Origin of the sequence: Escherichia sp. MOD1-EC6475 (genome assembly GCF_003046645.1) — a bacterium.
Lineage (GTDB): Bacteria > Pseudomonadota > Gammaproteobacteria > Enterobacterales > Enterobacteriaceae > Escherichia > Escherichia ruysiae.
Window position 1 is genome coordinate 64,979 of sequence record NZ_PZKQ01000056.1, and the last position, 26,255, is coordinate 91,233.

Annotated in this window: 17 protein-coding genes and 2 pseudogenes; 12 read left to right on the forward strand and 7 right to left on the reverse strand. The window is 52.7% G+C overall.

All coding sequences use genetic code 11. The features are described from left to right. Window positions 1-313: 313 nt before the first annotated feature. The gene (locus A7589_RS18455) at window positions 314-3,631 is read left to right on the forward strand and encodes a diguanylate cyclase (protein ID WP_000042968.1); all 3,318 of its coding nucleotides are present in this window, start codon (window positions 314-316) and stop codon (window positions 3,629-3,631) included. 79 nt (window positions 3,632-3,710) lie between these two features. On the opposite strand, the gene alkA is transcribed toward A7589_RS18455, so the two are convergent. Continuing rightward, window positions 3,711-4,559, reverse strand: coding sequence for a DNA-3-methyladenine glycosylase 2 (gene alkA / locus A7589_RS18460; protein ID WP_024257382.1), 849 nt, complete (start codon window positions 4,557-4,559; stop codon window positions 3,711-3,713). Window positions 4,560-4,692: 133 nt separating this feature from the next. Between alkA and yegD the strand changes: the two genes are divergently transcribed. Next, window positions 4,693-6,045: a molecular chaperone gene (yegD, locus tag A7589_RS18470; protein WP_000469765.1), complete on the forward strand. Its 1,353-nt coding sequence runs from the start codon at window positions 4,693-4,695 to the stop codon at window positions 6,043-6,045. A gap of 12 nt (window positions 6,046-6,057) precedes the next feature. On the opposite strand, the gene A7589_RS18475 is transcribed toward yegD, so the two are convergent. The 4 genes from A7589_RS18475 to A7589_RS18490 form a co-directional block, all read right to left on the reverse strand. Next, the gene (locus tag A7589_RS18475) at window positions 6,058-7,998 is read right to left on the reverse strand and encodes a helix-hairpin-helix domain-containing protein (protein WP_024257383.1); all 1,941 of its coding nucleotides are present in this window, start codon (window positions 7,996-7,998) and stop codon (window positions 6,058-6,060) included. Beyond that, entirely contained in the window at window positions 7,995-8,756 is a 762-nt protein-coding gene (locus tag A7589_RS18480; protein WP_000119111.1) for a PP2C family serine/threonine-protein phosphatase, read from the reverse strand. The genes A7589_RS18475 and A7589_RS18480 overlap by 4 nt, the downstream gene beginning before the upstream one ends. After that, complete coding sequence (locus tag A7589_RS18485) at window positions 8,753-9,412, reverse strand: vWA domain-containing protein (RefSeq protein WP_000003184.1); 660 nt, start codon at window positions 9,410-9,412, stop codon at window positions 8,753-8,755. The genes A7589_RS18480 and A7589_RS18485 overlap by 4 nt, the downstream gene beginning before the upstream one ends. A 216-nt stretch (window positions 9,413-9,628) precedes the next feature. Further along, window positions 9,629-9,685, reverse strand: a complete 57-nt coding sequence (locus tag A7589_RS18490; RefSeq protein ID WP_001386901.1) for a type I toxin-antitoxin system Ibs family toxin — start codon at window positions 9,683-9,685, stop codon at window positions 9,629-9,631. 278 nt (window positions 9,686-9,963) lie between these two features. Between A7589_RS18490 and mdtA the strand changes: the two genes are divergently transcribed. The 10 genes and pseudogenes from mdtA (at window position 9,964) to yegS (ending at window position 24,365) form a co-directional block, all read left to right on the forward strand. Then, the gene (mdtA, locus tag A7589_RS18495; RefSeq protein WP_000655415.1) at window positions 9,964-11,205 is read left to right on the forward strand and encodes a multidrug efflux RND transporter subunit MdtA; all 1,242 of its coding nucleotides are present in this window, start codon (window positions 9,964-9,966) and stop codon (window positions 11,203-11,205) included. After that, window positions 11,205-14,327, forward strand: a complete 3,123-nt coding sequence (gene mdtB, locus A7589_RS18500; protein ID WP_001197826.1) for a multidrug efflux RND transporter permease subunit MdtB — start codon at window positions 11,205-11,207, stop codon at window positions 14,325-14,327. The genes mdtA and mdtB overlap by 1 nt, the downstream gene beginning before the upstream one ends. Next, window positions 14,328-17,405 (forward strand): multidrug efflux RND transporter permease subunit MdtC, encoded by a 3,078-nt coding sequence (gene mdtC / locus A7589_RS18505; protein WP_105282544.1) that lies wholly within the window; start codon window positions 14,328-14,330, stop codon window positions 17,403-17,405. It abuts the gene before it with no gap. Next, on the forward strand, window positions 17,406-18,821 hold the full coding sequence (locus tag A7589_RS18510) for an MFS transporter (protein ID WP_000130879.1): 1,416 nt from the start codon (window positions 17,406-17,408) through the stop codon (window positions 18,819-18,821). Beyond that, window positions 18,818-20,221: an envelope stress sensor histidine kinase BaeS gene (baeS, locus tag A7589_RS18515; protein ID WP_000675165.1), complete on the forward strand. Its 1,404-nt coding sequence runs from the start codon at window positions 18,818-18,820 to the stop codon at window positions 20,219-20,221. The genes A7589_RS18510 and baeS overlap by 4 nt, the downstream gene beginning before the upstream one ends. Continuing rightward, a complete protein-coding gene (baeR, locus tag A7589_RS18520) occupies window positions 20,218-20,940 on the forward strand; it encodes an envelope stress response regulator BaeR (RefSeq protein WP_000137868.1) in 723 nt (240 codons plus the stop codon). The genes baeS and baeR overlap by 4 nt, the downstream gene beginning before the upstream one ends. Window positions 20,941-21,167: 227 nt before the next feature. After that, window positions 21,168-21,500 (forward strand): YegP family protein, encoded by a 333-nt coding sequence (locus A7589_RS18525; protein WP_000929406.1) that lies wholly within the window; start codon window positions 21,168-21,170, stop codon window positions 21,498-21,500. Between the two features lie 111 nt (window positions 21,501-21,611). Continuing rightward, window positions 21,612-21,743, forward strand: a pseudogene (locus tag A7589_RS18530) (type II toxin-antitoxin system RelE/ParE family toxin); the annotation flags it as partial. A gap of 102 nt (window positions 21,744-21,845) precedes the next feature. Continuing rightward, window positions 21,846-23,207: a prephenate-dependent tRNA uridine(34) hydroxylase TrhP gene (gene trhP, locus A7589_RS18535; protein ID WP_000476029.1), complete on the forward strand. Its 1,362-nt coding sequence runs from the start codon at window positions 21,846-21,848 to the stop codon at window positions 23,205-23,207. A 258-nt stretch (window positions 23,208-23,465) separates the two neighbouring features. Then, window positions 23,466-24,365 carry a lipid kinase YegS gene (gene yegS, locus A7589_RS18540; protein WP_000753104.1) on the forward strand — a complete coding sequence of 300 codons (900 nt, stop codon included), beginning with the start codon at window positions 23,466-23,468 and terminating at the stop codon, window positions 24,363-24,365. A gap of 90 nt (window positions 24,366-24,455) precedes the next feature. On the opposite strand, the gene A7589_RS18545 is transcribed toward yegS, so the two are convergent. Together A7589_RS18545 and gatD are read right to left on the reverse strand one after the other, a co-directional pair. Further along, window positions 24,456-25,229 (reverse strand): DeoR/GlpR family DNA-binding transcription regulator, encoded by a 774-nt coding sequence (locus A7589_RS18545; RefSeq protein WP_010351518.1) that lies wholly within the window; start codon window positions 25,227-25,229, stop codon window positions 24,456-24,458. 105 nt (window positions 25,230-25,334) lie between these two features. Continuing rightward, window positions 25,335-26,255: pseudogene (gene gatD, locus A7589_RS18550) on the reverse strand (galactitol-1-phosphate 5-dehydrogenase); the annotation flags it as partial.

The following is a 26,255-nucleotide window of genomic DNA, read 5'->3' on the forward strand; positions in this document are numbered from 1 at the left end:
TAGCGACCTGATTAACCTGGATGTTAGGAAGGGGGCGCCGAAGCGCCAAACGCGGCAATTATAGGGATTTCATCCGCCTGATACCAGTCGAATAGCGTTGCCGCACACTTAGAGTTAAGTGTTGACGATCAATTCCCTGACGCAAATTTAATTGTTCGGTTTTAAAGCAAGGTAAAAAATGTTGTGCAAAGTTGCACAAATTATTCGCCATTACGTCACTTTATGAACAATCCGCATATAAAATGTAAAACTTTTGTACTAGCATAAATACAAATACTAATACTGACGACTTGGTCATACGGATAGAGCGGTAATGAGTAAACCATCACAACGTGTTTTAATTACCCTGCCTCATCCCCTGCTTCACCTCATCAGTTTAGGTTTAGTCTCATTCATCTTTACCCTTTTCTCGCTTGAGCTTTCACAGTTTGGTACGCAACTTGCGCCACTCTGGTTCCCCACGTCCATTATGATGGTGGCATTTTACCGCCATGCCGGGCGGATGTGGCCGGGAATCGCATTGGCCTGCTCGCTGGGGAATATCGCCGCATCCGTGCTACTGTTTTCTACCAGTTCGCTGAATATGGCATGGACGGCAATCAACATTGTTGAGGCCGTCGTAGGGGCAATGCTGCTGCGGAAATTGCTGCCGTGGTATAACCCACTGCAAAATCTGGCTGACTGGCTACGTCTCGCATTTGGCAGCGCCATCGTGCCGCCAGTATTGGGGGGCGTGCTGGTTCTCCTGCTGGTATCAGACGACGATCCGCTTAGAGCGTTTCTAATCTGGGTACTTTCCGAATCAATCGGCGCACTGGCGCTAGTACCGCTAGGCTTGTTATTTAAGCCACATTACCTGCTCCGTCACCGTGATCCACGGCTGTTGTTTGAAACACTATTAACATTAGCCATCACGCTGACGTTAAGCTGGCTCTCGATGCTATATCTACCGTGGCCTTTTACTTTCATTATTGTGCTGCTGATGTGGAGCGCCGTGCGCCTGCCACGGATGGAAGCCTTTTTGATCTTCCTCACCACTGTGATGATGGTGTCGCTGATGATGGCGGCCGATCCGACTTTACTCGCCACGCCGCGAACCTACTTGATGAGTCACGTACCGTGGCTGCCATTTTTACTGATCCTGCTGCCCGCCAACATCATGACCATGGTGATGTACGCCTTTCGCGCTGAACGCAAGCATATTTCAGAAAGCGAAACCCGCTTTCGTAACGCTATGGAATATTCCGCCATCGGCATGGCATTAGTGGGCACCGAGGGGCAATGGCTGCAATCCAACAAAGCTCTATGCCAGTTTCTCGGTTACAGCCAGGAAGAGTTGCGCGCCCTCACCTTCCAGCAACTTACCTGGCCGGAAGATCTCAATAAAGATCTACAACACGTTGAGAAGCTAATTAGCGGTGAAATAAATACCTACTCGATGGAGAAACGTTATTACAACCGTAATGGCGACGTTGTCTGGGCGCTGCTTGCCGTCTCGCTGGTGCGCCACACCGATGGCACGCCGCTCTACTTTATTGCGCAGATTGAAGACATAAACGATCTTAAACGCACCGAACAGATTAACAAACGCCTGATGGAGCGGATAACGCTGGCTAACGAAGCAGGTGGGATTGGCATCTGGGAGTGGGAACTGAAGCCGGATATTTTTAGTTGGGATAAGCGGATGTTCGAGCTATATGAAATTTCACCACATATCAAACCGAACTGGCAGGTGTGGTATGACTGCGTGCTGCCGGAAGATCGCCAACACGCCGAAAAAGTGATTCGTGATTCATTACAGGCTCGCTTGCCCTTTAAGCTGGAATTTCGCATCACCGTGAAAGACGGTATTCGTCATATCCGCGCCCTCGCCAATCGGGTGCTGAATAAAGAAGGCGAAGTCGAACGATTGCTCGGTATTAATATTGATATGACCGAAGTGAAACAGCTGAACGAGGCGCTGTTTCAGGAAAAAGAGCGCCTGCACATTACGCTGGATTCCATCGGCGAAGCCGTGGTCTGTATTGATATGGCGATGAAAATTACCTTTATGAATCCGGTTGCCGAGAAGATGAGCGGCTGGACACAAGAAGAGGCGTTGGGCGTTCCACTATTAACGGTGTTGCAAATTACATTTGGCGACAATGGGCCGTTAATGGAGAACATTTACAGTGCCGACACCTCGCGTTCCGCTATTGAACAAGATGTCGTTCTCCACTGCCGCAGCGGTGGCAGCTACGACGTCCATTACAGCATTACGCCGTTAAGTACTCTGGACGGCAGCAATATTGGTTCGGTACTGGTCATTCAGGATGTGACTGAGTCACGCAAAATGCTGCGCCAGCTTAGTTATAGCGCCTCCCATGATGCCCTGACGCATCTCACTAACCGTGCCAGTTTTGAAAAACAACTGCGAATACTGCTGCAAACGGTAAGCAGCACGCATCATCGACATGCACTGGTGTTTATCGATCTTGATCATTTTAAAGCGGTGAATGACAGCGCCGGGCACGCGGCGGGCGATGCTTTACTGCGCGAACTGGCATCGTTGATGCTGAGTATGCTGCGCTCCAGCGACGTGCTGGCGCGACTCGGCGGTGATGAATTTGGTCTGTTGCTACCGGACTGTAATGTTGAAAGTGCCCGCTTTATCGCCACACGCATTATCAGTGCGATTAATGACTACCACTTTATGTGGGAAGGCCGTGTGCATCGGGTAGGTGCCAGCGCAGGGATTACCCTGATCGATGACAGCAATCATCAGGCGGCAGACGTGATGTCGCAGGCCGATATCGCCTGTTATGCTTCGAAAAATGGTGGACGCGGTCGGGTGACGGTTTACGAACCACAGCAAACTGCTAAACATAGCGAACGGGCGGTGATGTCACTCGATGAACAGTGGCGGATGATCAAAGAGAATCAACTGATGATGATCGCCCACGGCGTCGCTTCACCGCGAATCCCGGATACGCGTAATTTGTGGCTGATTTCGCTTAAGCTCTGGAGTAGTGAAGGTGAGATTATTGATGAACTGGCATTTCGTCGTAGCTTCAGCGATCCGGCGCTCAATCACGCCCTTGATCGTCGGATATTACATGAGTTTTTCCAGCAGACAGCAAAAGCGGTTGCCAGTAAAGGCTTAAGCATCGCCCTCCCCCTTTCCGTTGCCGGGTTAAGCAGCGCCCCGCTGGTGGATAAACTGCTTGCGCAACTGGAAAGTAGCCCCCTACCATCGCGGTTATTACATCTGATTATTCCGGCTGAAGCAATTTTCGACCACGCAGAAAATATGCATAAATTGCGGCTGGCAGGCTGCCGGATCGTGCTCAGTCAGGTAGGGCGCGATCTGCAGCTCTTCAACACACTGAAAGCAAATATGGCGGATTATCTACTGCTCGACGGTGAGTTATGCGCCAGCGTACAGGGTAATTTGATGGATGAGATGCTGATATCGATCATTCAGGGTCATGCCCAGCGACTGGGGGTGAAGACCATCGCGGGGCCAGTAGCGTTGCCGCTGGTGATGGATACGCTTTCCGGCATGGGTGTTGATCTGATTTATGGCGATGTCATTGCCGACGCTCAACCTCTGGATTTGCTGGTTAATAGCAGTTATTTCGCGATTAACTGAGTATTGCCTGATGCGACGCTGACGCGTCTTATCAGGCTTACAATTCGCTCATTCCCCAGGCTGGATAAGACGACCAGCATCATACTTCTTCTGGGTGCCAGCCTTCCGTATACCAGATATGCAACAGCGCATAAGAACGCCAGGGTTTCCAGCGTTCGGCATAACGGCGGATTTGTGCCGGCGTCATTCCTGGAAATCGCTGTTTAATCAAATAATCATCCGGCAGGAAAACATCTTTCGCTTGCCAGCCACGCAAGGCGAAATAATTCGCCGTCCAGCGCCCAATTCCAGGAAATGTTTGTAGCGTTTTCATCGCTTGCTCAACGTCGCCCGACATTGTCATCGGTAAGGAGCCATCCAGTGCCGCATTGGCTAAATGAATCAGCGCCTCTGCCCGTTTCAACGGCATCCCCAACCCTTTTAGTGCCATCGGGTCGGCTGCTGCCAGTCGTTGAGGTGTGGGAAAGCAGACATATTCAGGCAAATCATCCAGCCGTTCGCCATAAAGCTGCGCCACTTTGGCGGTCAGTTTTGCCGCCATCGTTACACTCACCAGTTGGCCTAAAATTGCGCGTACGCCCTGCTCAAAAGCATCAACACAGCCTGGTAAACGCAATCCGGGTCGCGCCGCGCCTAATTCGCCCAATACACCGTTAACAATCTGCGGATTACATTGCAGATCAAACAGGCGGCTCATTTTCGCCAGGCACTCGGTCGCCACCGGTTCTAATCCCGAACTTACGTTCACTTGCAACGTATTATTTTTGCCATCAGGAACCACCGTTATCACGCCGCGATGTTCGCCCACCGCCAGACTACGGGCATAATAATTGTCCGCAACTGTTTCCACTCCACTCACCGCACGAGCGGCAAGAAATCCCAACATCCACGACCAGTCATACGGCGGCTGCCAGTTCAGGGTATACATCGCATCTCCTTTTTTATCCGCTTTCAGCATAAACGTTATTCAGACGCTGTGCTTTGCTTTCATATTCCGGTTGTCGCGACGGCAACATTTCGCTAAAGTCACGCCCCTTCTTCACCGGCATGGGGATTATTTCGTGTTTATTGGTTTTGATTACGGTACAGCAAACTGTTCAGTGGCGGTGATGCGCGACGGTAAACCGCAGATGTTGAAAATGGAAAATGACAGCACGCTGCTGCCCTCGATGCTTTGTGCACCAACGCGTGAAGCAGTAAGCGAGTGGCTGTACCGCCATCATGATGTTCCGGCAAACGATGATGAAACGCAGGCGCTGTTACGTCGGGCGATTCGTTATAACCGCGAAGAAGATATCGACGTCACGGCGAAAAGCGTGCAGTTCGGTCTTTCCTCACTGGCGCAGTACATTGATGATCCGGAGGAAGTGTGGTTTGTGAAATCACCGAAATCGTTCCTCGGTGCCAGCGGGTTAAAACCGCAGCAGGTGGCGCTATTTGAGGATCTGGTCTGCGCAATGATGTTGCACATTCGCCAACAAGCGCAGGCGCAACTGCCAGAAACAATTACCCAGGCGGTCATTGGTCGCCCAATCAACTTCCAGGGATTGGGCGGAGATGAAGCAAACGCCCAGGCGCAAGGGATTCTGGAACGTGCGGCGAAGCGTGCCGGGTTTAAGGATGTGGTATTTCAGTACGAGCCGGTAGCGGCAGGGCTGGATTACGAAGCCACCTTACAGGAAGAAAAACGGGTGCTGGTGGTGGATATCGGCGGTGGTACTACTGACTGTTCCTTACTGCTAATGGGGCCGCAGTGGCGTTCGCGTCTCGATCGTGAAGCCAGCCTGTTGGGTCACAGTGGTTGCCGTATTGGCGGTAACGATCTGGATATCGCGCTGGCATTTAAACACCTGATGCCGCTGCTGGGCATGGGGGGCGAAACCGAAAAAGGTATCGCCCTACCGATCCTGCCGTGGTGGAATGCAGTTGCCATCAACGACGTACCTGCGCAGAGTGATTTCTACAGTAGCGCCAACGGTCGCCTGCTTAACGATCTGGTACGCGATGCCCGCGAGCCGGAGAAAGTCGCCCTGTTGCAGAAAGTCTGGCGGCAACGTTTAAGTTATCGGCTGGTGCGCAGCGCGGAAGAGTGCAAAATTGCCCTTTCAAGCGCAGCGGAAACCCGCGCGTCGCTGCCGTTTATCCGTGACGAACTGGCAACGTTGATTAGCCAGCATGGACTGGAAAGTGCCCTCAACCAGCCGCTGGCGCGGATTCTGGAACAAGTGCAACTGGCGCTGGATAACGCCCAGGAAAAACCAGACGTCATCTATCTGACCGGTGGTAGCGCCCGATCGCCGCTGATTAAAAAAGCACTGGCGGAACAGCTGCCGGGCATCCCGATTGCAGGTGGCGACGACTTTGGTTCCGTTACTGCCGGGCTGGCGCGCTGGGCTGAAGTAGTATTTCGTTAAATAAGAAATGGCTCAGCAGCGGCTTAAATCTGCCTGAGCCTGAGCCAGTTTCTCTGCCGCCTGACGTAACGGTTCCATCAACGGCATGGTTCGTGCGGGAGCATGAAGGCGGAATCGCTGTAACTCTGCCGCACCCTCTGTCAACGCAGATTCCAGCCGATGACGTTTAGCGGTCATTTTCGCCATTACCGCTTGTCTGTCTGCCGGCGTTACTGCTTCGTTCGGCCTGAATACAAAACGGCGTTCGCAACTGGCTTTCCAGTCGATAACCGCCTGAGTCAGATGGTCGCCAAATCCTTTCACTTGCTTAACGCCGCGCCGGGTCACATCTGCCGCTGTTTCGATACCAAAGGACCGTAACGCCGCTTTACGCGCGGAACCAACGCCGGGAATAGAAGCAACATCAATAAAAAACCCCTCCAGAAACTTCTGCTTCTGGCGTTCCCTTGCGGTGTTGTGAAGTGCTGCCAGAGCGCGTTTTTCTTCTTCCGGCAATCCCAAAAGCTCATCCTTCATTTTTTCAAGCATCGTTCGTTTGGTGATAAAACCTTCCAGCCCACCCACCTGCTGGATCTGGCTGACTAAATGGTCATAGTCCATTTTCGCGCGATTAAAAGCCTCACGTCGTCGCTGGACTTCTGCTTTGTACGCTTTGCTTGCAAGGCTGCCAATAATCCAGATAGCCGCCAACACAGGAACCAAAATGATATAACGCGGTTCCGCCTGAAGACCGCAAAGCAGCAGCGATAACGCTGACAGCGCGATCTCAATCAGAATGATGTATTCACGCCGTAACAGGCCTAAAGGAAGCGGCCTGCCAGCAGCCTGGAAATGAGCGGGTAATGGTAACTGTAGTGCTGGCGGTGGCACTGACGCCATCACCATCGCCCAGACTTTTGCCAGCACAAAATCCCCGCCTGTGGTAATGACCTCTTCGCTGAGATCAATAAAATAGATAACACCTTGATTATCCAGCGTACACCACGGGCAGTCGGTCAAATGACCGGGGTAAACATGCATTACTGAAGCAGTACATTTCTTTAACTGTTGGCGTAGAGAATCCAGTGCCGCTACCCACGCTTTTGCCGTCGGACGCGCGCTCGCCACGCCACTTTCAGTGAACGCCTGCTGAAACATGACTTCAACATCACTCGGTAACATCGACAGCGGAATCGATCGTGGCGGCGGTTTTAAGCCACGTCGCTGATTGTCTGATGCATAGGCATAACGGAAATGGGCAATATCCGTCTCCAGCGCATTACCCGCTTCAGAGATAAGCGGCACACCGGAATAAGGGTGACGCCCACCAAACAAGACGTGAAAAATCAGCAACGCAAGGCCAAAATTATCGTGATTTACGGTGCGCTCAAAGCCGACAAATGACGGTAAGGCTTGCAACTCTGGCGGCGTAAAATGCGACACGCCGACTTCGCATAAATGCAGCGTGCCATTGGCGTTAATCTGAAAGGAGTCACTATCGATAAGCACCACTTTGCTGTCGCAGCCCACCATAAAGCTGTTCTGGTTGACGTCACCCACGACATGCCCGTGCTCATGCACCGTAGCAAAAGATGCCGCTATATTGCGCGCAACATAGAGTAGAAAATCCCACGCACAATGAGGATAACGTTGACGACGATGTGCCGGGCTATAGATCATATGAATCGGTTCTTTACCAGAAACTTTTGGCATCATAAAACCGATAACTTTTCCGTCTCGTCCACCGTGAAGCGTTGTCTGCGGCCAGGCAACATAATTCAACAACTGCGCGTCGGCTGTCGCGGCCATAAAGGTGAGTTTGTCCTGTTTTAAGGCGGGTGGCGGTGTGTGATAAATCTTGACGACGCTATCGACAAACTCATTGATATCATAAACCGCGCCTTCGCCACCTTTGCCTAATTCATGACCTGGCGTCACGCAATCGCCAGCTGCGGTATATATAGTTGATTTCACGGCAACCACATGGCCAGCGCCAGCGTTTTATCATCATCGGTGCGTTCATTCACTGCGGGGCAGGACAAAAATTGCTTTAGCAAATCTGGCAATATATCGCGTTGTTCTGACGTCGCTGATTCCAGCCCATTGAAAAATGGCGCAAAAAAAGGTACATGGGGAGAATTTTCCAGCATATTTAATGCCAGCCGCTGAATACCATCCGTAAATGCAGCCACTTTTATCACCTGCGCATCGCAACTGTAAGTCTCAAGGCGCGTGACAGCATCTTCATCAGTAATGAAGTAGGTCATATTGGCATATTCGCCATTCATCGGCGTTAGTGGTAGCTGTAGCCCTTCACCAAAATCCACCACCACGCCACCATCGCCAATCTGCATAAGCAATGTGCCGGTCGCTGATGATATAACGCCCAAAAAAGTACAGGAAAAATCACGAACCGCCAGTTCTTCAGCTTGTGCACGGGCAGTAATACGGTGGCGAATTGCCAGCACAATATCTGTCGCAAGCACATCATTCAGACCACATTCACCCCCCTGTACTTTTTGCATCATAAACGCCATCGCTTCATTGACGGCGAGCGTCGCGCCTTCGCCACCCTGCGAAACGCTACCTGCGCCATCGGCAAGAAACATCACCAGTAACGGTTGTTGGTCGTTTATCCAGACAACCTGCATCTGGCAGGCATCCTGGCAAGGTAAGTCAGAGCTGATATGCGACGTTCCGACGGCTGATGAATAGACCAGACGCCAGCTCACACTGACGTCCAGCCTTTTGGCGCTTCCAGTACAACTTCCGTTCCCGGCGTGGAGCGGGAAACCGAACGTAGCGAACTGGATAACCAGCTAAACAGTTCACGGAATTGTAATCCCTGCAACGGCAAAGGCTGACGGACGCTAATTTGTGCCAGAGTATTCATATCAGCCCCCTGAACACCGATGGTAAAGAAGGCAAACTTCTTATCTTCTTCTCCCTGAAACACTTTACTGGCAGCAGCCTGCCACTCATCGGTTGGCGCGCCATCGGTGATCAAGAAAATCCACGGGCGATAATACGAAATACCATTTGCACGGTACTCACGTTTCCGCTCCTCAACCATATTCAGGGCTTTGGTAATTGCAGCGCCCATTGGCGTATCGCCCTGAGCAAACAAGATGGGCGGGAAAAAGTTAGCGACGCTGGTAAATGGTTGTTCCACATGCACCGGGCCGAAAGTCACAATGCCGAGTTCCACTCTTTTTAAGGCCAGCGGATCGGCAAGCAGTTCATCGCGAAAGGTCACCAATCCTGCGTTAAGTTCGTTAATGGGTCTACCGCTCATCGAGCCAGAAACATCCAGCAGCAAAATACAGGGGCAACGTGGTTCCGGGTTACTGGCAAAATCGCTGGTGGCAAAGGTGATTTGTTCGCTCATAAGAAATCCTTTCTTAGAGAATTATTGAGATTCGGTATCATACCGAGAGCAATAATAAATTAAGAGCAAGCGAAGATACTTTCAGAATTAAGCCCGGCGGCGCAGATAAGTTTGCTATTCGCCTCGCAAGAACGTGGGCTTCAGATTGACAATAAGGGTGGAGTAACATAAGTTCAGGAGTGAGGGTAGAGCGGGGTTTCCCCCGCCCTGGTAGTCTTAGTATGCTGGGTAGCTAATCACTAAGAGCACCACGATGATGAGTAGCTTCATCATGACCCTTTCCTTATTTAAGGCCCCTTCCTCGGGAGGGGCTTTCCCGTTTCAGCGTCCCGCTGAAATCTTCGGCTTACCTCCTTTCGCCATGTACGCAGTGTATCGCTAACTTGCAGAGAAAATAGTTTCCTGAGTCATTACTGGATCCGCGCTCGCAAATTGCACCACCATTCAGACTATTCGCGAAACTGTTTCATAATTCCTCCATTTTTCTCCCTTATTGGCTGGCTACACTAGTAACATTGCGCGAAACGTTTCAGGAAGAGAAACTCTTAACGATGAAAGACAGTTATAAATCCCGTTGGGTAATCGTGGTGGTTATCGCCGCCATCGCCGCATTCTGGTTCTGGCAAGGCCGCAATGAACCCCAGAGCGCAGCCCCAGGTGCGACGAAACAAGCACAGCAGCCGCCAGCGGGTGGTCGCCGTGGTATGCGTTCCGGCCCTTTAGCACCAGTACAGGCGGCAACCGCCATTGAACAGGCCGTTCCGCGTTATCTCACCGGGCTTGGCACTATTACCGCCGCTAATACTGTTACGGTGCGCAGCCGCGTGGACGGTCAGTTGATGGCGTTGCATTTCCAGGAAGGCCAACAGGTCAAAGCAGGTGATTTACTGGCAGAGATTGATCCCAGCCAGTTCAAAGTTGCACTGGCTCAGGCACAAGGACAACTGGCAAAAGATAAAGCCACGCTTGCCAACGCGCGCCGTGATTTGGCGCGTTATCAACAACTGGCAAAAACCAATCTCGTTTCCCGTCAGGAACTGGACGCCCAACAGGCGCTGGTCAGTGAAACCGAAGGCACCATTAAGGCTGATGAAGCGAGCGTCGCCAGCGCGCAGCTGCAACTCGACTGGAGCCGTATTACCGCGCCAGTCGATGGTCGCGTTGGTCTCAAGCAGGTTGATGTCGGTAACCAAATCTCCAGTGGTGATACCACCGGGATTGTGGTGATCACCCAGACGCATCCTATCGATTTGCTCTTCACCCTGCCGGAAAGCGATATCGCCACCGTTGTGCAGGCACAAAAAGCCGGAAAACCGCTGGTGGTAGAAGCCTGGGATCGCACCAACTCGAAGAAGTTAAGTGAGGGTACGCTGTTAAGTCTCGATAACCAAATCGATACCACTACTGGCACCATTAAAGTAAAAGCACGCTTTAATAATCAGGATGATGCGCTGTTTCCCAACCAGTTTGTTAACGCGCGCATGTTAGTCGACACCGAACAAAACGCCGTGGTGATCCCAACCGCCGCCCTGCAAATGGGCAACGAAGGCCACTTTGTCTGGGTGCTGAATAGCGAAAACAAGGTCAGCAAACATCTGGTGACGCCGGGCATTCAGGACAGTCAGAAAGTGGTGATCCGCGCGGGTATTTCCGCAGGCGATCGCGTAGTGACAGACGGCATTGATCGCCTGACCGAAGGAGCGAAAGTGGAAGTGGTGGAAGCTCAGAGCGCCACCGCACCGGAAGAGAAAGCCACCAGCCGCGAATACGCGAAAAAAGGAGCGCGTTCCTGATGCAGGTGTTACCTCCGAGCAGCACAGGCGGCCCGTCGCGCCTGTTTATTATGCGTCCTGTCGCCACCACGCTGCTGATGGTGGCGATCTTACTCGCCGGGATTATCGGCTATCGCGCCCTGCCCGTTTCGGCGCTGCCGGAAGTGGACTACCCGACTATTCAGGTGGTCACGCTCTACCCCGGCGCCAGCCCGGATGTCATGACCTCTGCCGTTACCGCGCCGCTCGAACGCCAGTTTGGGCAGATGTCTGGCCTGAAACAGATGTCGTCGCAGAGTTCCGGCGGTGCGTCAGTTATCACCTTGCAGTTCCAGCTAACATTACCGCTGGATGTCGCCGAGCAGGAAGTGCAGGCCGCGATTAACGCCGCCACTAACCTGTTGCCGGGCGACCTGCCTAACCCACCGGTTTACAGCAAAGTAAACCCGGCAGATCCACCGATTATGACGCTTGCCGTCACCTCAACCGCCATGCCGATGACGCAGGTGGAAGATATGGTGGAAACCCGCGTCGCGCAGAAAATCTCGCAGATTTCCGGCGTCGGCCTGGTGACGCTTTCCGGCGGTCAGCGTCCGGCTGTTCGCGTCAAACTTAACGCCCAGGCGATTGCCGCCCTCGGCCTGACCAGCGAAACCGTGCGCACCGCCATTACTGGCGCTAACGTTAACTCAGCCAAAGGTAGCCTCGACGGCCCTTCACGCGCAGTCACGCTGTCGGCGAACGACCAGATGCAATCGGCCGAAGAGTATCGCCAGCTAATTATTGCCTACCAGAACGGCGCGCCGATTCGTCTGGGTGATGTCGCAACCGTTGAGCAAGGTGCAGAAAACAGCTGGCTCGGCGCGTGGGCGAACAAAGAACAGGCCATTGTGATGAATGTTCAGCGCCAGCCCGGTGCTAACATTATCTCCACCGCCGACAGCATCCGGCAGATGCTGCCACAGCTCACCGAAAGTCTGCCGAAATCGGTGAAGGTAACGGTACTTTCTGACCGCACCACCAATATTCGCGCATCCGTCGATGATACTCAGTTTGAATTGATGATGGCTATCGCGCTGGTAGTCATGATTATCTACCTGTTTTTACGCAATATTCCGGCGACCATCATTCCCGGTGTTGCCGTGCCGCTGTCGTTAATCGGCACTTTTGCGGTTATGGTGTTTCTCGATTTTTCGATCAATAACCTGACGCTGATGGCGTTAACTATCGCCACCGGATTCGTGGTCGATGACGCCATCGTGGTGATCGAAAACATTTCCCGCTATATCGAAAAAGGCGAAAAACCGTTGGCGGCGGCGCTCAAAGGCGCGGGTGAAATCGGCTTTACCATTATCTCGCTGACCTTCTCGCTGATTGCGGTGTTGATCCCACTGCTGTTTATGGGCGATATCGTCGGGCGATTGTTCCGCGAGTTTGCCATTACCCTGGCGGTAGCAATTTTGATCTCAGCCGTGGTGTCGCTGACCCTGACGCCGATGATGTGCGCGCGGATGCTCAGCCAAGAGTCGCTGCGTAAACAAAACCGCTTCTCCCGCGCCTCGGAAAAAATGTTCGACGGGATAATCGCCGCCTATGGTCGGGGGCTTGCGAAGGTGCTGAATCATCCGTGGCTGACCTTAAGCGTGGCGCTCAGCACCCTGCTGCTTAGTGTGCTGCTGTGGGTGTTCATTCCGAAAGGCTTCTTCCCGGTGCAGGACAACGGCATTATTCAGGGCACCCTGCAGGCACCGCAATCCAGCTCCTTTGCCAATATGGCCCAGCGGCAACGCCAGGTTGCGGACGTGATTTTGCAGGATCCGGCGGTGCAAAGTTTGACCTCATTTGTTGGCGTTGATGGCACTAACCCGTCGCTGAATAGTGCGCGTTTGCAGATCAACCTCAAACCGTTGGATGAACGTGATGACCGGGTGCAAAAAGTCATCGCCCGTCTGCAAACGGCGGTGGATAAAGTGCCGGGCGTCGATCTCTTCTTGCAACCAACGCAGGACCTGACCATCGATACTCAGGTCAGCCGCACCCAGTACCAGTTTACCTTGCAGGCCACGTCACTGGATGCGCTCAGTACCTGGGTGCCGCAGCTCATGGAAAAACTCCAGCAACTGCCACAGCTTTCTGATGTCTCCAGCGACTGGCAGGACAAAGGGCTGGTGGCGTATGTCAATGTTGATCGCGACAGCGCCAGCCGTCTGGGGATCAGCATGGCGGATGTCGATAACGCCCTGTACAACGCGTTCGGTCAGCGGCTGATTTCCACTATTTATACTCAGGCCAACCAGTATCGCGTGGTGCTGGAGCACAACACTGAAAATACCCCAGGGCTGGCGGCGCTGGATACCATTCGCCTGACCAGCAGCGATGGCGGCGTGGTGCCACTCAGTTCGATTGCCAAAATTGAGCAGCGTTTTGCGCCGCTCTCCATCAACCATCTGGATCAGTTCCCGGTAACGACCATCTCCTTTAACGTGCCGGATAACTATTCGCTGGGCGATGCGGTGCAGGCGATTATGGACACCGAGAAGACGCTGAATCTGCCGGTGGATATCACCACGCAGTTCCAGGGTAGCACCCTCGCCTTCCAGTCGGCGCTGGGCAGCACTGTCTGGCTGATTGTCGCGGCGGTGGTGGCGATGTATATCGTGCTCGGCATTTTGTACGAAAGCTTTATTCATCCAATCACCATTCTCTCGACGCTGCCCACGGCAGGTGTGGGTGCATTGCTGGCGTTACTGATTGCCGGTAGTGAACTGGATGTGATTGCCATTATCGGCATTATTTTGCTGATCGGTATCGTAAAGAAAAACGCCATCATGATGATCGACTTCGCGCTGGCTGCCGAGCGCGAGCAAGGCATGTCGCCGCGCGATGCCATTTACCAGGCTTGTCTGCTGCGTTTTCGTCCGATCCTGATGACCACCCTGGCGGCTCTGCTTGGCGCTTTGCCGCTGATGTTGAGTACCGGGGTCGGAGCGGAACTGCGTCGTCCGTTAGGTATCGGCATGGTCGGTGGTCTGGTTGTCAGCCAGGTGCTGACGCTGTTTACCACGCCGGTGATTTATTTGCTGTTCGACCGTCTGGCATTGTGGGCAAAAAGCCGCTTTGCCCGTCATGAAGAGGAGGCGTAAGTGAAGTTTTTTGCCCTCTTCATTTACCGCCCGGTGGCGACGATTTTACTGTCGGTTGCCATTACCCTGTGCGGCATACTGGGCTTCCGTATGCTGCCGGTCGCCCCGCTGCCGCAGGTCGATTTTCCGGTGATTATGGTCAGCGCCTCGCTGCCTGGGGCGTCGCCAGAGACAATGGCTTCTTCCGTTGCCACGCCGCTGGAACGCTCGCTTGGGCGTATTGCCGGGGTCAGTGAAATGACCTCCAGCAGCTCGCTCGGCAGCACGCGCATTATTTTGCAGTTTGATTTTGACCGGGATATCAACGGCGCGGCGCGCGATGTGCAGGCGGCAATCAACGCCGCACAAAGTTTGCTGCCCAGCGGGATGCCCAGCCGTCCGACCTATCGCAAAGCGAACCCGTCGGATGCGCCAATTATGATCCTGACGCTCACATCCGATACTTATTCCCAGGGTGAATTGTACGATTTCGCCTCGACGCAGCTGGCACCGACAATTGCGCAAATCGACGGTGTCGGTGATGTCGATGTCGGCGGCAGCTCGCTACCTGCGGTGCGCGTCGGGCTGAATCCGCAGGCGCTGTTTAATCAGGGCGTATCGCTGGACGATGTGCGCACCACCATCAGCAATGCCAACGTGCGTAAACCGCAAGGGGCGCTGGAAGATAGCACTCACCGCTGGCAGATCCAGACCAACGATGAACTAAAAACCGCCGCTGAATATCAGCCACTGATTATTCATTACAACAACGGCGGCGCGGTTCGTCTGGGCGATGTGGCGACGGTGACCGACTCGGTGCAGGATGTGCGCAACGCCGGGATGACCAACGCCAAACCGGCTATTTTGCTGATGATCCGCAAACTGCCGGAAGCCAATATTATCCAGACGGTAGACAGCATCCGGGCAAAATTACCGGAGTTGCAGGAGACCATTCCGGCGGCGATTGATCTGCAAATTGCCCAGGATCGCTCCCCCACCATTCGCGCCTCGCTGGAAGAAGTCGAGCAAACGCTGATCATCTCGGTGGCGCTGGTGATTCTGGTGGTCTTCTTGTTCCTGCGCTCAGGTCGCGCCACCATTATTCCTGCCGTTGCGGTGCCGGTTTCGCTGATTGGTACGTTTGCGGCGATGTACCTGTGCGGATTCAGTCTCAATAATCTTTCGTTAATGGCGCTCACCATTGCTACTGGTTTCGTGGTGGATGACGCCATCGTAGTGCTGGAAAACATTGCCCGTCATCTGGAAGCGGGGATGAAACCGCTACAGGCCGCGCTGCAAGGTACTCGCGAAGTCGGCTTTACGGTGCTGTCGATGAGTCTGTCACTGGTGGCGGTGTTCCTGCCGCTGCTGTTGATGGGCGGATTGCCGGGCCGACTGTTACGCGAGTTTGCCGTGACGCTTTCTGTCGCCATTGGTATTTCGTTGCTGGTTTCTCTGACATTAACGCCGATGATGTGCGGCTGGATGCTAAAAGCCAGCAAGCCGCGTGAACAAACACGGCTACGCGGTTTTGGTCGCATGCTGGTTGCGCTGCAACAAGGCTACGGCAAGTCGCTGAAATGGGTACTCAATCACACCCGTCTGGTAGGCGTGGTGCTGCTTGGCACCATTGCGCTGAATATCTGGCTGTATATCTCGATCCCGAAAACCTTCTTCCCGGAGCAGGACACCGGTGTGCTGATGGGCGGGATACAGGCGGATCAGAGCATTTCGTTTCAGGCAATGCGCGGTAAGTTGCAGGATTTTATGAAAATTATCCGTGACGATCCGGCAGTGGATAATGTCACCGGCTTTACCGGTGGTTCGCGGGTTAACAGCGGAATGATGTTTATCACGCTGAAACCACGCGACGAACGCAGCGAAACGGCGCAGCAAATTATCGACCGTCTGCGCGTGAAGCTGGCAAAAGAGCCGGGAGCGAATCTGTTCCTGATGGCGGTACAGGATATTCGCGTTGGCGGACGTCAGTCGAACGCCAGCTACCAGTACACGTTGTTATCCGACGACCTGGCGGCACTGCGCGAATGGGAGCCGAAGATCCGCAAAAAACTGGCAACGTTGCCGGAACTGGCGGACGTGAATTCCGACCAGCAGGACAACGGCGCAGAGATGAACCTAGTTTACGACCGTGACACCATGGCACGACTGGGAATCGACGTGCAGGCCGCCAACAGCCTGTTAAATAACGCCTTTGGTCAGCGGCAAATCTCGACCATTTACCAGCCGATGAACCAGTATAAAGTGGTGATGGAAGTGGATCCGCGCTATACCCAGGACATTAGCGCGCTGGAAAAAATGTTCGTCATTAATAACGAAGGCAAAGCGATCCCGCTCTCGTATTTTGCCAAATGGCAACCGGCAAACGCGCCGCTGTCGGTCAATCATCAGGGACTGTCCGCAGCCTCGACCATCTCGTTCAACCTGCCGACCGGGAAATCGCTTTCGGACGCCAGTGCGGCAATCGATCGCGCAATGACCCAGCTTGGCGTGCCTTCGACGGTGCGCGGCAGTTTTGCCGGAACGGCGCAGGTGTTCCAGGAGACGATGAACTCGCAGGTGATCCTGATTATCGCGGCGATCGCCACGGTCTATATCGTGCTGGGAATGTTGTACGAGAGCTACGTGCACCCGCTGACCATTCTCTCCACCCTGCCCTCGGCGGGCGTTGGGGCGCTGCTGGCGCTGGAACTGTTCAATGCCCCGTTCAGCCTAATCGCCCTGATAGGGATTATGTTATTAATCGGCATTGTGAAGAAAAACGCCATCATGATGGTCGATTTTGCGATCGAAGCTCAAAGGAATGGAAATCTGACGCCACAGGAAGCCATTTTCCAGGCCTGTCTGCTGCGTTTTCGCCCGATTATGATGACTACCCTCGCGGCACTGTTTGGTGCGCTGCCGCTGGTGTTGTCGGGCGGCGACGGCTCGGAACTGCGTCAACCATTGGGGATCACTATTGTCGGCGGTCTGGTAATGAGTCAGCTCCTGACGCTGTATACCACGCCGGTGGTGTATCTCTTTTTCGACCGTCTGCGGCTGCGTTTTTCGCGAAAATCTAAAGAAACGGTAACCGAGTAAATGACAGATCTTCCCGACAGCACCCGCTGGCAATTGTGGATTGTGGCTTTCGGCTTCTTTATGCAGTCGCTGGATACCACCATCGTCAACACCGCGCTTCCCTCAATGGCGCAAAGCCTGGGGGAAAGCCCGCTGCATATGCACATGGTCATTGTCTCTTATGTACTGACCGTGGCGGTGATGCTGCCCGCCAGCGGCTGGCTGGCGGACAAAGTCGGCGTGCGCAATATTTTCTTTACCGCTATCGTGCTATTTACCCTCGGTTCGCTGTTTTGCGCGCTTTCCGGCACGCTGAATGAACTGTTGCTGGCACGCGCGTTACAGGGCGTTGGCGGTGCGATGATGGTGCCGGTCGGCAGATTGACGGTGATGAAAATCGTACCGCGCGAGCAATATATGGCGGCGATGACCTTTGTCACGCTGCCCGGTCAGGTCGGCCCACTCCTCGGTCCGGCGCTCGGCGGTCTGCTGGTGGAGTACGCGTCGTGGCACTGGATCTTTTTGATCAACATTCCGGTGGGGATTATCGGTGCGATCGCCACGCTAATGTTAATGCCAAACTACACCATGCAGACGCGGCGCTTCGATCTCTCCGGCTTTCTGTTGCTGGCGGTGGGCATGGCGGTGTTAACACTGGCGCTGGATGGCAGTAAAGGCACAGGACTTTCGCCGCTGGCGATTGCCGGCCTGGTGGCGGTTGGCGTAGTGGCACTGGTGCTTTATCTGCTGCACGCCAGAAATAACAACCGCGCCCTTTTCAGTCTGAACCTGTTCCGCACCCGCACCTTTTCGCTGGGTCTGGCGGGAAGTTTTGCCGGACGTATTGGCAGCGGTATGTTGCCCTTTATGACGCCGGTTTTCTTGCAGATTGGCCTCGGTTTCTCGCCGTTCCATGCCGGACTGATGATGATCCCGATGGTGCTCGGCAGCATGGGAATGAAGCGGATTGTGGTGCAGGTGGTTAACCGCTTTGGTTATCGCCGGGTACTGGTGGCCACCACGCTGGGTCTGTCGTTGGTCACGCTGCTGTTTATGACCACCGCGCTGCTTGGCTGGTACTACGTTTTGCCGTTCGTTCTGTTTTTACAAGGGATGGTCAACTCAACGCGTTTCTCCTCCATGAACACCCTGACACTAAAAGATCTACCAGACAATCTGGCCAGCAGCGGCAACAGCCTGCTGTCGATGATTATGCAATTGTCGATGAGCATCGGTGTGACCATCGCCGGGCTGCTGCTGGGGCTTTTTGGCTCCCAACATGTCAGCGTTGACAGCGGCACCACACAAACCGTCTTTATGTACACCTGGCTTAGCATGGCGTTTCTCATCGCCCTTCCGGCGTTCATCTTTGCCAGGGTTCCGAACGATACGCATCAAAACGTGGCTATTTCGCGGAGAAAAAGGAGCGCGCAATGAAGTTCTGGCGACCCGGCATTACCGGCAAACTGTTTCTGGCGATCTTCGCCACCTGCATTGTGTTATTGATCACGATGCACTGGGCGGTACGTATCAGTTTTGAGCGCGGCTTTATCGATTACATTAAGCATGGTAATGAACAGCGGCTGCAAATGCTCGGAGATGCACTTGGCGAGCAGTACGCCCAGCACGGTAACTGGCGCTTTCTGCGTAATAACGATCGTTTTGTATTTCAGATACTGCGCTCATTTGAACATGATAATAATGAAGACAAACCGGGTCCCGGTATGCCGCCACACGGCTGGCGTACTCAGTTCTGGGTGGTTGATCAAAACAACAAAGTGCTGGTTGGCCCACGCTCTCCCATTCCACTGGACGGTACACGGCGCCCTATTCTGGTCAATGGTGTTGAAGTTGGCGCGGTGATCGCCTCACCCGTTGAACGGTTAACCCGCAATACCGATATCAATTTCGATAAACAACAGCGGCAAACCAGTTGGCTGATTGTCGCTTTATCTACCTTACTGGCGGCGCTGGCGACATTCCCACTGGCGCGCGGTTTGCTGGCTCCAGTGAAACGACTGGTGGATGGCACGCACAAACTTGCGGCGGGCGATTTTACCACTCGCGTGACGCCCACCAGCGAAGATGAATTAGGAAAACTGGCTCAGGACTTTAACCAGCTCGCCAGCACGCTGGAGAAAAACCAACAGATGCGCCGCGATTTTATGGCTGATATCTCTCACGAACTGCGCACGCCTTTAGCAGTACTGCGCGGGGAACTGGAAGCCATTCAGGATGGTGTGCGTAAATTTACGCCCGAGACAGTGGCGTCTTTACAGGCGGAGGTCGGTACACTGACCAAACTGGTGGATGACCTGCACCAACTGTCGATGTCAGATGAAGGTGCTCTCGCCTATCAAAAAGCGCCTGTGGATCTGATCCCGCTGCTGGAAGTGGCGGGCGGCGCGTTTCGTGAACGATTCGCCAGTCGTGGCCTGAAGCTGCAATTTTCCCTGCCGGATAGCATCACCGTCTTTGGCGATCGCGACCGTTTAATGCAGTTATTCAATAATTTACTGGAAAACAGTCTACGTTACACAGACAGCGGCGGCAGCCTGCAAATCTCTGCCGAACAGCGCGACAAAACGGTACGTCTGACTTTTGCCGACAGTGCGCCGGGCGTCAGCGACGAACAACTGCAAAAATTGTTTGAGCGTTTTTACCGCACCGAAGGTTCCCGGAACCGTGCCAGCGGCGGTTCCGGCCTGGGACTGGCGATTTGCCTTAACATTGTTGAAGCGCACAATGGTCGCATTGTTGCCACTCATTCGCCTTTTGGTGGGGTAAGCATTACAGTAGAGTTACCGCTGGAACGGGATTTACAGAGAGATGTATGACTGAATTACCTATCGACGAAAACACGCCACGAATTTTGATCGTGGAAGATGAACCGAAGCTGGGGCAGTTGCTCATTGATTATCTGCGTGCTGCGAGCTATGCGCCGACCCTTATCAGTCACGGCGATCAGGTACTGCCCTACGTGCGCCAGACCCCACCGGCTCTGATCCTGTTGGATCTGATGCTACCAGGCACTGATGGTCTGACACTTTGCCGGGAAATTCGTCGTTTTTCCGATGTCCCCATCGTGATGGTTACGGCAAAAATCGAAGAAATCGACCGTTTGCTGGGGCTGGAGATTGGCGCCGATGACTACATCTGCAAACCGTACAGCCCACGGGAAGTGGTAGCGCGCGTTAAGACCATTTTGCGCCGCTGCAAACCGCAGCGCGAGTTGCAGCAACAGGATGCCGAAAGCCCGTTGATTATCGACGAAGGTCGTTTTCAGGCTTCATGGCGTGGCAAAATGCTTGATCTGACACCTGCAGAATTTCGCCTTTTGAAAACGCTCTCCCATGAACCGGGAAAAGTATTCTCCCGCGAGCAATTACTCAATCATCTTTATGACGATTACCGCGTGGTAACCGACCGCACCATCGACAGCCACATTAAAAACCTGCGCCGTAAACTGGAGGCGCTGGACGAAGAGCAGTCCTTTATCCGTGCCGTTTACGGTGTTGGTTACCGCTGGGAAGCTGACGCCTGTCGTATCGTTTAATATATCGTTGCCCTGGTGAGAGCTGAATTTCCTGTTTATTAACCCGTCATGCCCCTCTCTGAAAGGAGAGGGATAAAACCGTATCCGCATTCAGATTCCTGCATATTTATCAGTAATCTCCCCCACCCTTTAGAGGGTATTCCCCTGATTGGCAGTCAACTGAATATCACCCATACTTAAATCGTTACATACTGTTTTCGATACGCAATTTCAATCAAGGAGTCATTATGGCTGGTTGGTTTGAACTCAATAAGAGCAGTGAAAATCAGTTCCGGTTTGTGCTAAAAGCGGGCAATGGTGAGATCATTCTCACCAGCGAACTGTATACCTCAAAAGCCGCTGCGGAAAAGGGCATTGCCTCGGTGCAAAGCAACAGCCCGCAGGACGAACGCTATGAGAAAAAAACAGCGAGCAACGGCAAATTTTATTTCAATCTGAAAGCTGGCAATCATCAGATAATCGGTTCCAGCCAGATGTATGCCACCGCTCAATCACGCGAAGTCGGAATTGCTTCTGTAAAAACCAATGGCGCAAGTCAGAAGGTGAAAGACAATACTTAATAGTTAAGCCGGGCGCGGATAACGCGTCCGGCTTTATTTCCAATAAACACTTATTTATTGATGATTAAGATTAATCTGCGCCATTAAAACAATGGGAGGATAAGTTTCATATTAGGTGAAGGCATTTTTGTTCTTCCTTTTGAACGCCACCTTATTTATTTCCTGCAATCACCAGGGGAAATTATCGTCATTCGCATCCTTAGCCAAAACCAGGACGCTACCAGACATTTGCACTGGAGCTAAACCCACCGATTGCGCTACAATGCCCGCCCTTAAAGTGGGGGCACTCCCCTAACCGCTTCATCAGGTGGAGCGGATCTGACCTGTCATCAGAACGAGAGAATTATGTTTAAACCGGAACTCCTTTCCCCGGCGGGAACGCTGAAAAATATGCGTTACGCTTTCGCTTATGGCGCAGATGCTGTTTATGCGGGTCAGCCGCGTTACTCCCTGCGTGTGCGCAACAACGAATTCAACCACGAAAATCTTCAGCTCGGCATCAATGAAGCCCATGCGCTGGGGAAAAAGTTTTATGTCGTGGTCAACATTGCGCCGCATAACGCTAAGCTGAAAACCTTTATCCGTGACCTGAAACCGGTAGTGGAAATGGGGCCGGATGCGCTGATTATGTCCGATCCGGGGCTGATTATGCTGGTGCGTGAGCACTTCCCTGAAATGCCGATCCACCTTTCGGTGCAGGCCAACGCCGTAAACTGGGCGACGGTAAAATTCTGGCAGCAAATGGGCCTGACTCGCGTGATCCTCTCCCGCGAACTGTCGCTGGAAGAGATTGAAGAGATCCGCAATCAGGTGCCGGATATGGAACTCGAAATTTTCGTTCACGGCGCATTATGCATGGCCTACTCCGGTCGCTGCCTGCTCTCTGGCTACATCAACAAACGCGACCCGAACCAGGGCACCTGCACCAACGCCTGCCGCTGGGAGTACAACGTCCAGGAAGGCAAAGAAGATGACGTCGGCAACATCGTACACAAATACGAGCCGATTCCGGTACAAAACGTCGAACCAACGCTGGGTATCGGCGCGCCAACTGACAAAGTGTTTATGATTGAAGAAGCCCAGCGTCCGGGCGAATATATGACCGCGTTTGAAGATGAACACGGCACTTACATCATGAACTCGAAAGATCTGCGTGCCATCGCCCATGTTGAACGCCTGACTAAAATGGGTGTGCATTCGCTGAAAATCGAAGGCCGTACCAAATCTTTCTATTATTGCGCACGCACCGCGCAGGTTTATCGTAAAGCTATCGATGACGCCGCTGCAGGCAAACCGTTCGATACCAGCCTGCTGGAAACTCTGGAAGGTCTGGCGCATCGCGGTTACACCGAAGGCTTCCTGCGTCGCCATACTCACGACGATTATCAGAACTACGAATACGGTTATTCCGTTTCTGACCGCCAGCAGTTTGTTGGGGAGTTTACCGGTGAGCGCAAAGGCGATCTCGCGGCGGTAGCGGTGAAAAATAAGTTCTCCGTTGGCGACAGCCTTGAACTGATGACGCCACAGGGCAACATCAACTTTACCCTTGAGCATATGGAAAATGCCAAAGGTGAAGCGATGCCGGTTGCGCCTGGCGATGGTTATACCGTGTGGCTCCCGGTTCCGCAGGATCTCGAGCTCAATTACGCACTGCTGATGCGTAATTTCTCCGGTGAAACCACGCGTAACCCGCACGGTAAGTGATTAATTTCGATTATTTTTCCCGGATGGAAAATTCTTAGAAACCGATCACATACAGCTGCATTTATTAAGGTTATCATCCGTTTCGCTGAAAAACATAACCCATAAAATGCTAGCTGTACCAGGAACCACCTCCTTAGCCTGTGTAATCTCCCTTACACGGGCTTATTTTTTTCGTACCACGACTTTCATCCTGTTCTGACACCGCCTTTTCTTTTCTGCTCTACACTATCTACAGACCAATCATAAAGGCATACAATCATGGCAGATTTCCCCGCCAGCTTACTGATTCTTAACGGCAAAAGTACTGACAATGAAACATTACGCGAAGCAATTATGCTGCTGCGTGAGGAAGGAATGACTATTCATGTGCGGGTTACCTGGGAGAAAGGTGATGCTGCGCGTTTTGTTGAGGAAGCCCGCCAGCTTGGCGTGGCAACGGTGATTGCCGGCGGTGGCGATGGCACTATTAATGAAGTCTCCACGGCGTTGATTCAGTGTGAGGGCAATGAAATTCCTGCTTTGGGAATATTGCCGCTAGGTACAGCGAACGATTTTGCCACCAGTGTGGGTATTCCTGAGGCGCTGGATAAGGCACTTAAACTGGCAATTGCTGGTAACGCTATTGCGATTGATATGGCACAGGTCAACAAACAAACCTGTTTTATCAACATGGCAACGGGCGGATTTGGAACACGCATCACCACCGAAACGCCAGAGAAATTAAAAGCCGCGCTGGGTGGCGTCTCTTACATCATTCACGGCTTAATGCGCATGGATACGCTGCAACCGGATCGCTGTGAAATCCGTGGTGAAAATTTTCACTGGCAAGGCGATGCGCTGGTTATTGGTATTGGCAACGGGCGTCAGGCCGGTGGCGGTCAACAACTGTGCCCAAATGCGCTGATCAATGATGGTTTGCTACAACTGCGTATTTTCACCGGCGATGAAATTCTTCCAGCTCTCTTTTCAACCTTAAAACCTGACGAAGAAAATCCGAATATTATTGAAGGCGCTTCGGCATGGTTCGAAATACAAGCGCCTCATGAAATCACCTTTAATCTTGATGGAGAACCGTTAAGCGGGCAACGTTTTCATATCGAAATACTTCCGGCAGCATTGCGTTGCCGGCTACCACCAGATTGCCCGTTATTGCGTTAAACAAATTATTCTCTCTTGCATTAAGGAGAATCAGTTATGCCGGATGCGGTGTAAACACCTTATCCGGCCTACAAACTGAACAGATGAATACTACACCGTAATTAATTTCACCCGTGTATTCTGCAATGCCAGTTTATCCACCTCTGACACGGCATCATCAGTAATAATAATGTCAATTTTTTCGATTGGCAGTACCTGATTAAATCCACGACGGTTAAATTTCGTTGAGTCCAGTACCGCAACCACTTTATTTGCTGCGGTGACCATAGCACTGCTAATCGAATAACCTTCATTAAAGGTGGTAATGCCATTAACCGCATCGATACCGTCCGCACCAACAAACATTAAATCGGCATTAATATCCTGCAATGAACGCTCGGCAATGGAACCATGCATCGAGCGCGTTTTATGGCGTACCGTGCCACCACAAACCACCAGCGTAATATCTTTATTTTCAGAAAGGGCAAATGCCGCAGGGAGGCTGTTGGTAATCACCGTGATATTTTTGGCGGTCATTAATCCTTCGGCGATAAGCATTGTCGTACTTCCGCTGTCGAGAATAACGGTCATCCCTTCATGGATCATTTTTACTGCTGCCTGTGCAATTCTGTTTTTCGGCGCACTGGCGAGCTGAAAGCGATCTTTAAATCCTACTTCCTGTGTCTCGGTTTCGCTATTGCCGGACATTATTTTCGCCGCACCACCATGAAAGCGCGTAACCACGCCTTTTTGTTCGAGAAAGCGCAAATCGGCACGGATTGTCGCTTCCGAGGCAGCAAATATTCCCGCCAGATCCTGAACAAGCACGGTCCCCTGTTCATTCACTAATTGGATGATCTTATTCCTTCGCTCGAATGAATTCATCGTCATTTACCCATATTCAATTGCGCATAGTGTAAACGAAGGGGGACCATTGGTGAATGATCTGTTTTGCACAACGCCGGGCCAGCATCACGCTGGCCCACGGTTTCAGGGAATGAGTAACACCTTACCCGGCATGGTATTGCGAGCGATGTCACGCACCGCCTGGGCGAAGCTTTCAAAGCTCCCACGGTGAGCGATTAATGGCTCCAGACATAACTTACGCTCTGCCAGCAAGCGGCTCGCTGTTTCCCACTCCTGCCCCGGCCACGGGCTGGAGTAGTTCATCCAACTGCCGATAACCGTCAACTCTTTACGCAATATTTTGCCAAACGTCGCCGACGTTAAATGCAGATCCTGATGCAACGTGCCACCAGCGCCAGTTGTGCATGAGGTCCGGCAATCTCTACCGCCAGTTCGACGGTCTGCGGTACGCCAGCCGTCTCAAGGATAAGCTGATTAAAGCGCAGTTCGCGTAAAACAGCCTGCATTTGTGGCGCACTCATTTCGCTGCTGTTAAATGTTTGCGTGGCACCGAAGGATTTTGCCAGTGCCAGTTTTTCTGGGCTAATGTCGATAGCCGTCACACTCTTCGCCCCCAGCGCACTGGCGCACTGGATCGCCAGCAGGCCGATGGTTCCGGCACCAATAATAATGCCGTTTTTATTTTCACAGCCTTGCGCTAAATGGAAAGCGTGCAGGCCGACGGTAATTGGCTCTATAAAGGCACCATCCTGAATCGGCATTTCCTCTGGTAGTGCAAAGACATTTTTTCGATTCACCACAATATATTCTGCCAATCCCCCGTTGCGTCGTGATCCAATAAAATCATATTTCGCACACTGGGAATAAAACCCTTTCAGACATTCCGGACATTTAAAACAGGGTAATAACGGCACACAAGCGACCGCATCGCCAGTTTGTAAATCATTTACCCCACTCCCCACGGCATCAACAAAACCACTGAATTCATGTCCCAATGTTATGGGGTAATAATGTGCGCCATTTTTAGGTGATGCTGCCAACTTA

Bases quoted from the DNA above. Each gene is read 5' to 3' on its own strand.
- trhP (WP_000476029.1), top strand. From the start codon at position 21,846: ATGTTTAAACCGGAACTCCTTTCCCCGGCGGGAACGCTGAAAAATATG.
- yegS (WP_000753104.1), top strand. From the start codon at position 23,466: ATGGCAGATTTCCCCGCCAGCTTACTGATTCTTAACGGCAAAAGTACT.
- baeR (WP_000137868.1), top strand. From the start codon at position 20,218: ATGACTGAATTACCTATCGACGAAAACACGCCACGAATTTTGATCGTG.
- A7589_RS18525 (WP_000929406.1), top strand. From the start codon at position 21,168: ATGGCTGGTTGGTTTGAACTCAATAAGAGCAGTGAAAATCAGTTCCGG.
- A7589_RS18485 (WP_000003184.1), bottom strand. From the start codon at position 9,412: ATGAGCGAACAAATCACCTTTGCCACCAGCGATTTTGCCAGTAACCCG.
- alkA (WP_024257382.1), bottom strand. From the start codon at position 4,559: ATGTATACCCTGAACTGGCAGCCGCCGTATGACTGGTCGTGGATGTTG.
- A7589_RS18455 (WP_000042968.1), top strand. From the start codon at position 314: ATGAGTAAACCATCACAACGTGTTTTAATTACCCTGCCTCATCCCCTG.
- A7589_RS18545 (WP_010351518.1), bottom strand. From the start codon at position 25,229: ATGAATTCATTCGAGCGAAGGAATAAGATCATCCAATTAGTGAATGAA.
- A7589_RS18510 (WP_000130879.1), top strand. From the start codon at position 17,406: ATGACAGATCTTCCCGACAGCACCCGCTGGCAATTGTGGATTGTGGCT.
- mdtB (WP_001197826.1), top strand. From the start codon at position 11,205: ATGCAGGTGTTACCTCCGAGCAGCACAGGCGGCCCGTCGCGCCTGTTT.
- mdtA (WP_000655415.1), top strand. From the start codon at position 9,964: ATGAAAGACAGTTATAAATCCCGTTGGGTAATCGTGGTGGTTATCGCC.
- baeS (WP_000675165.1), top strand. From the start codon at position 18,818: ATGAAGTTCTGGCGACCCGGCATTACCGGCAAACTGTTTCTGGCGATC.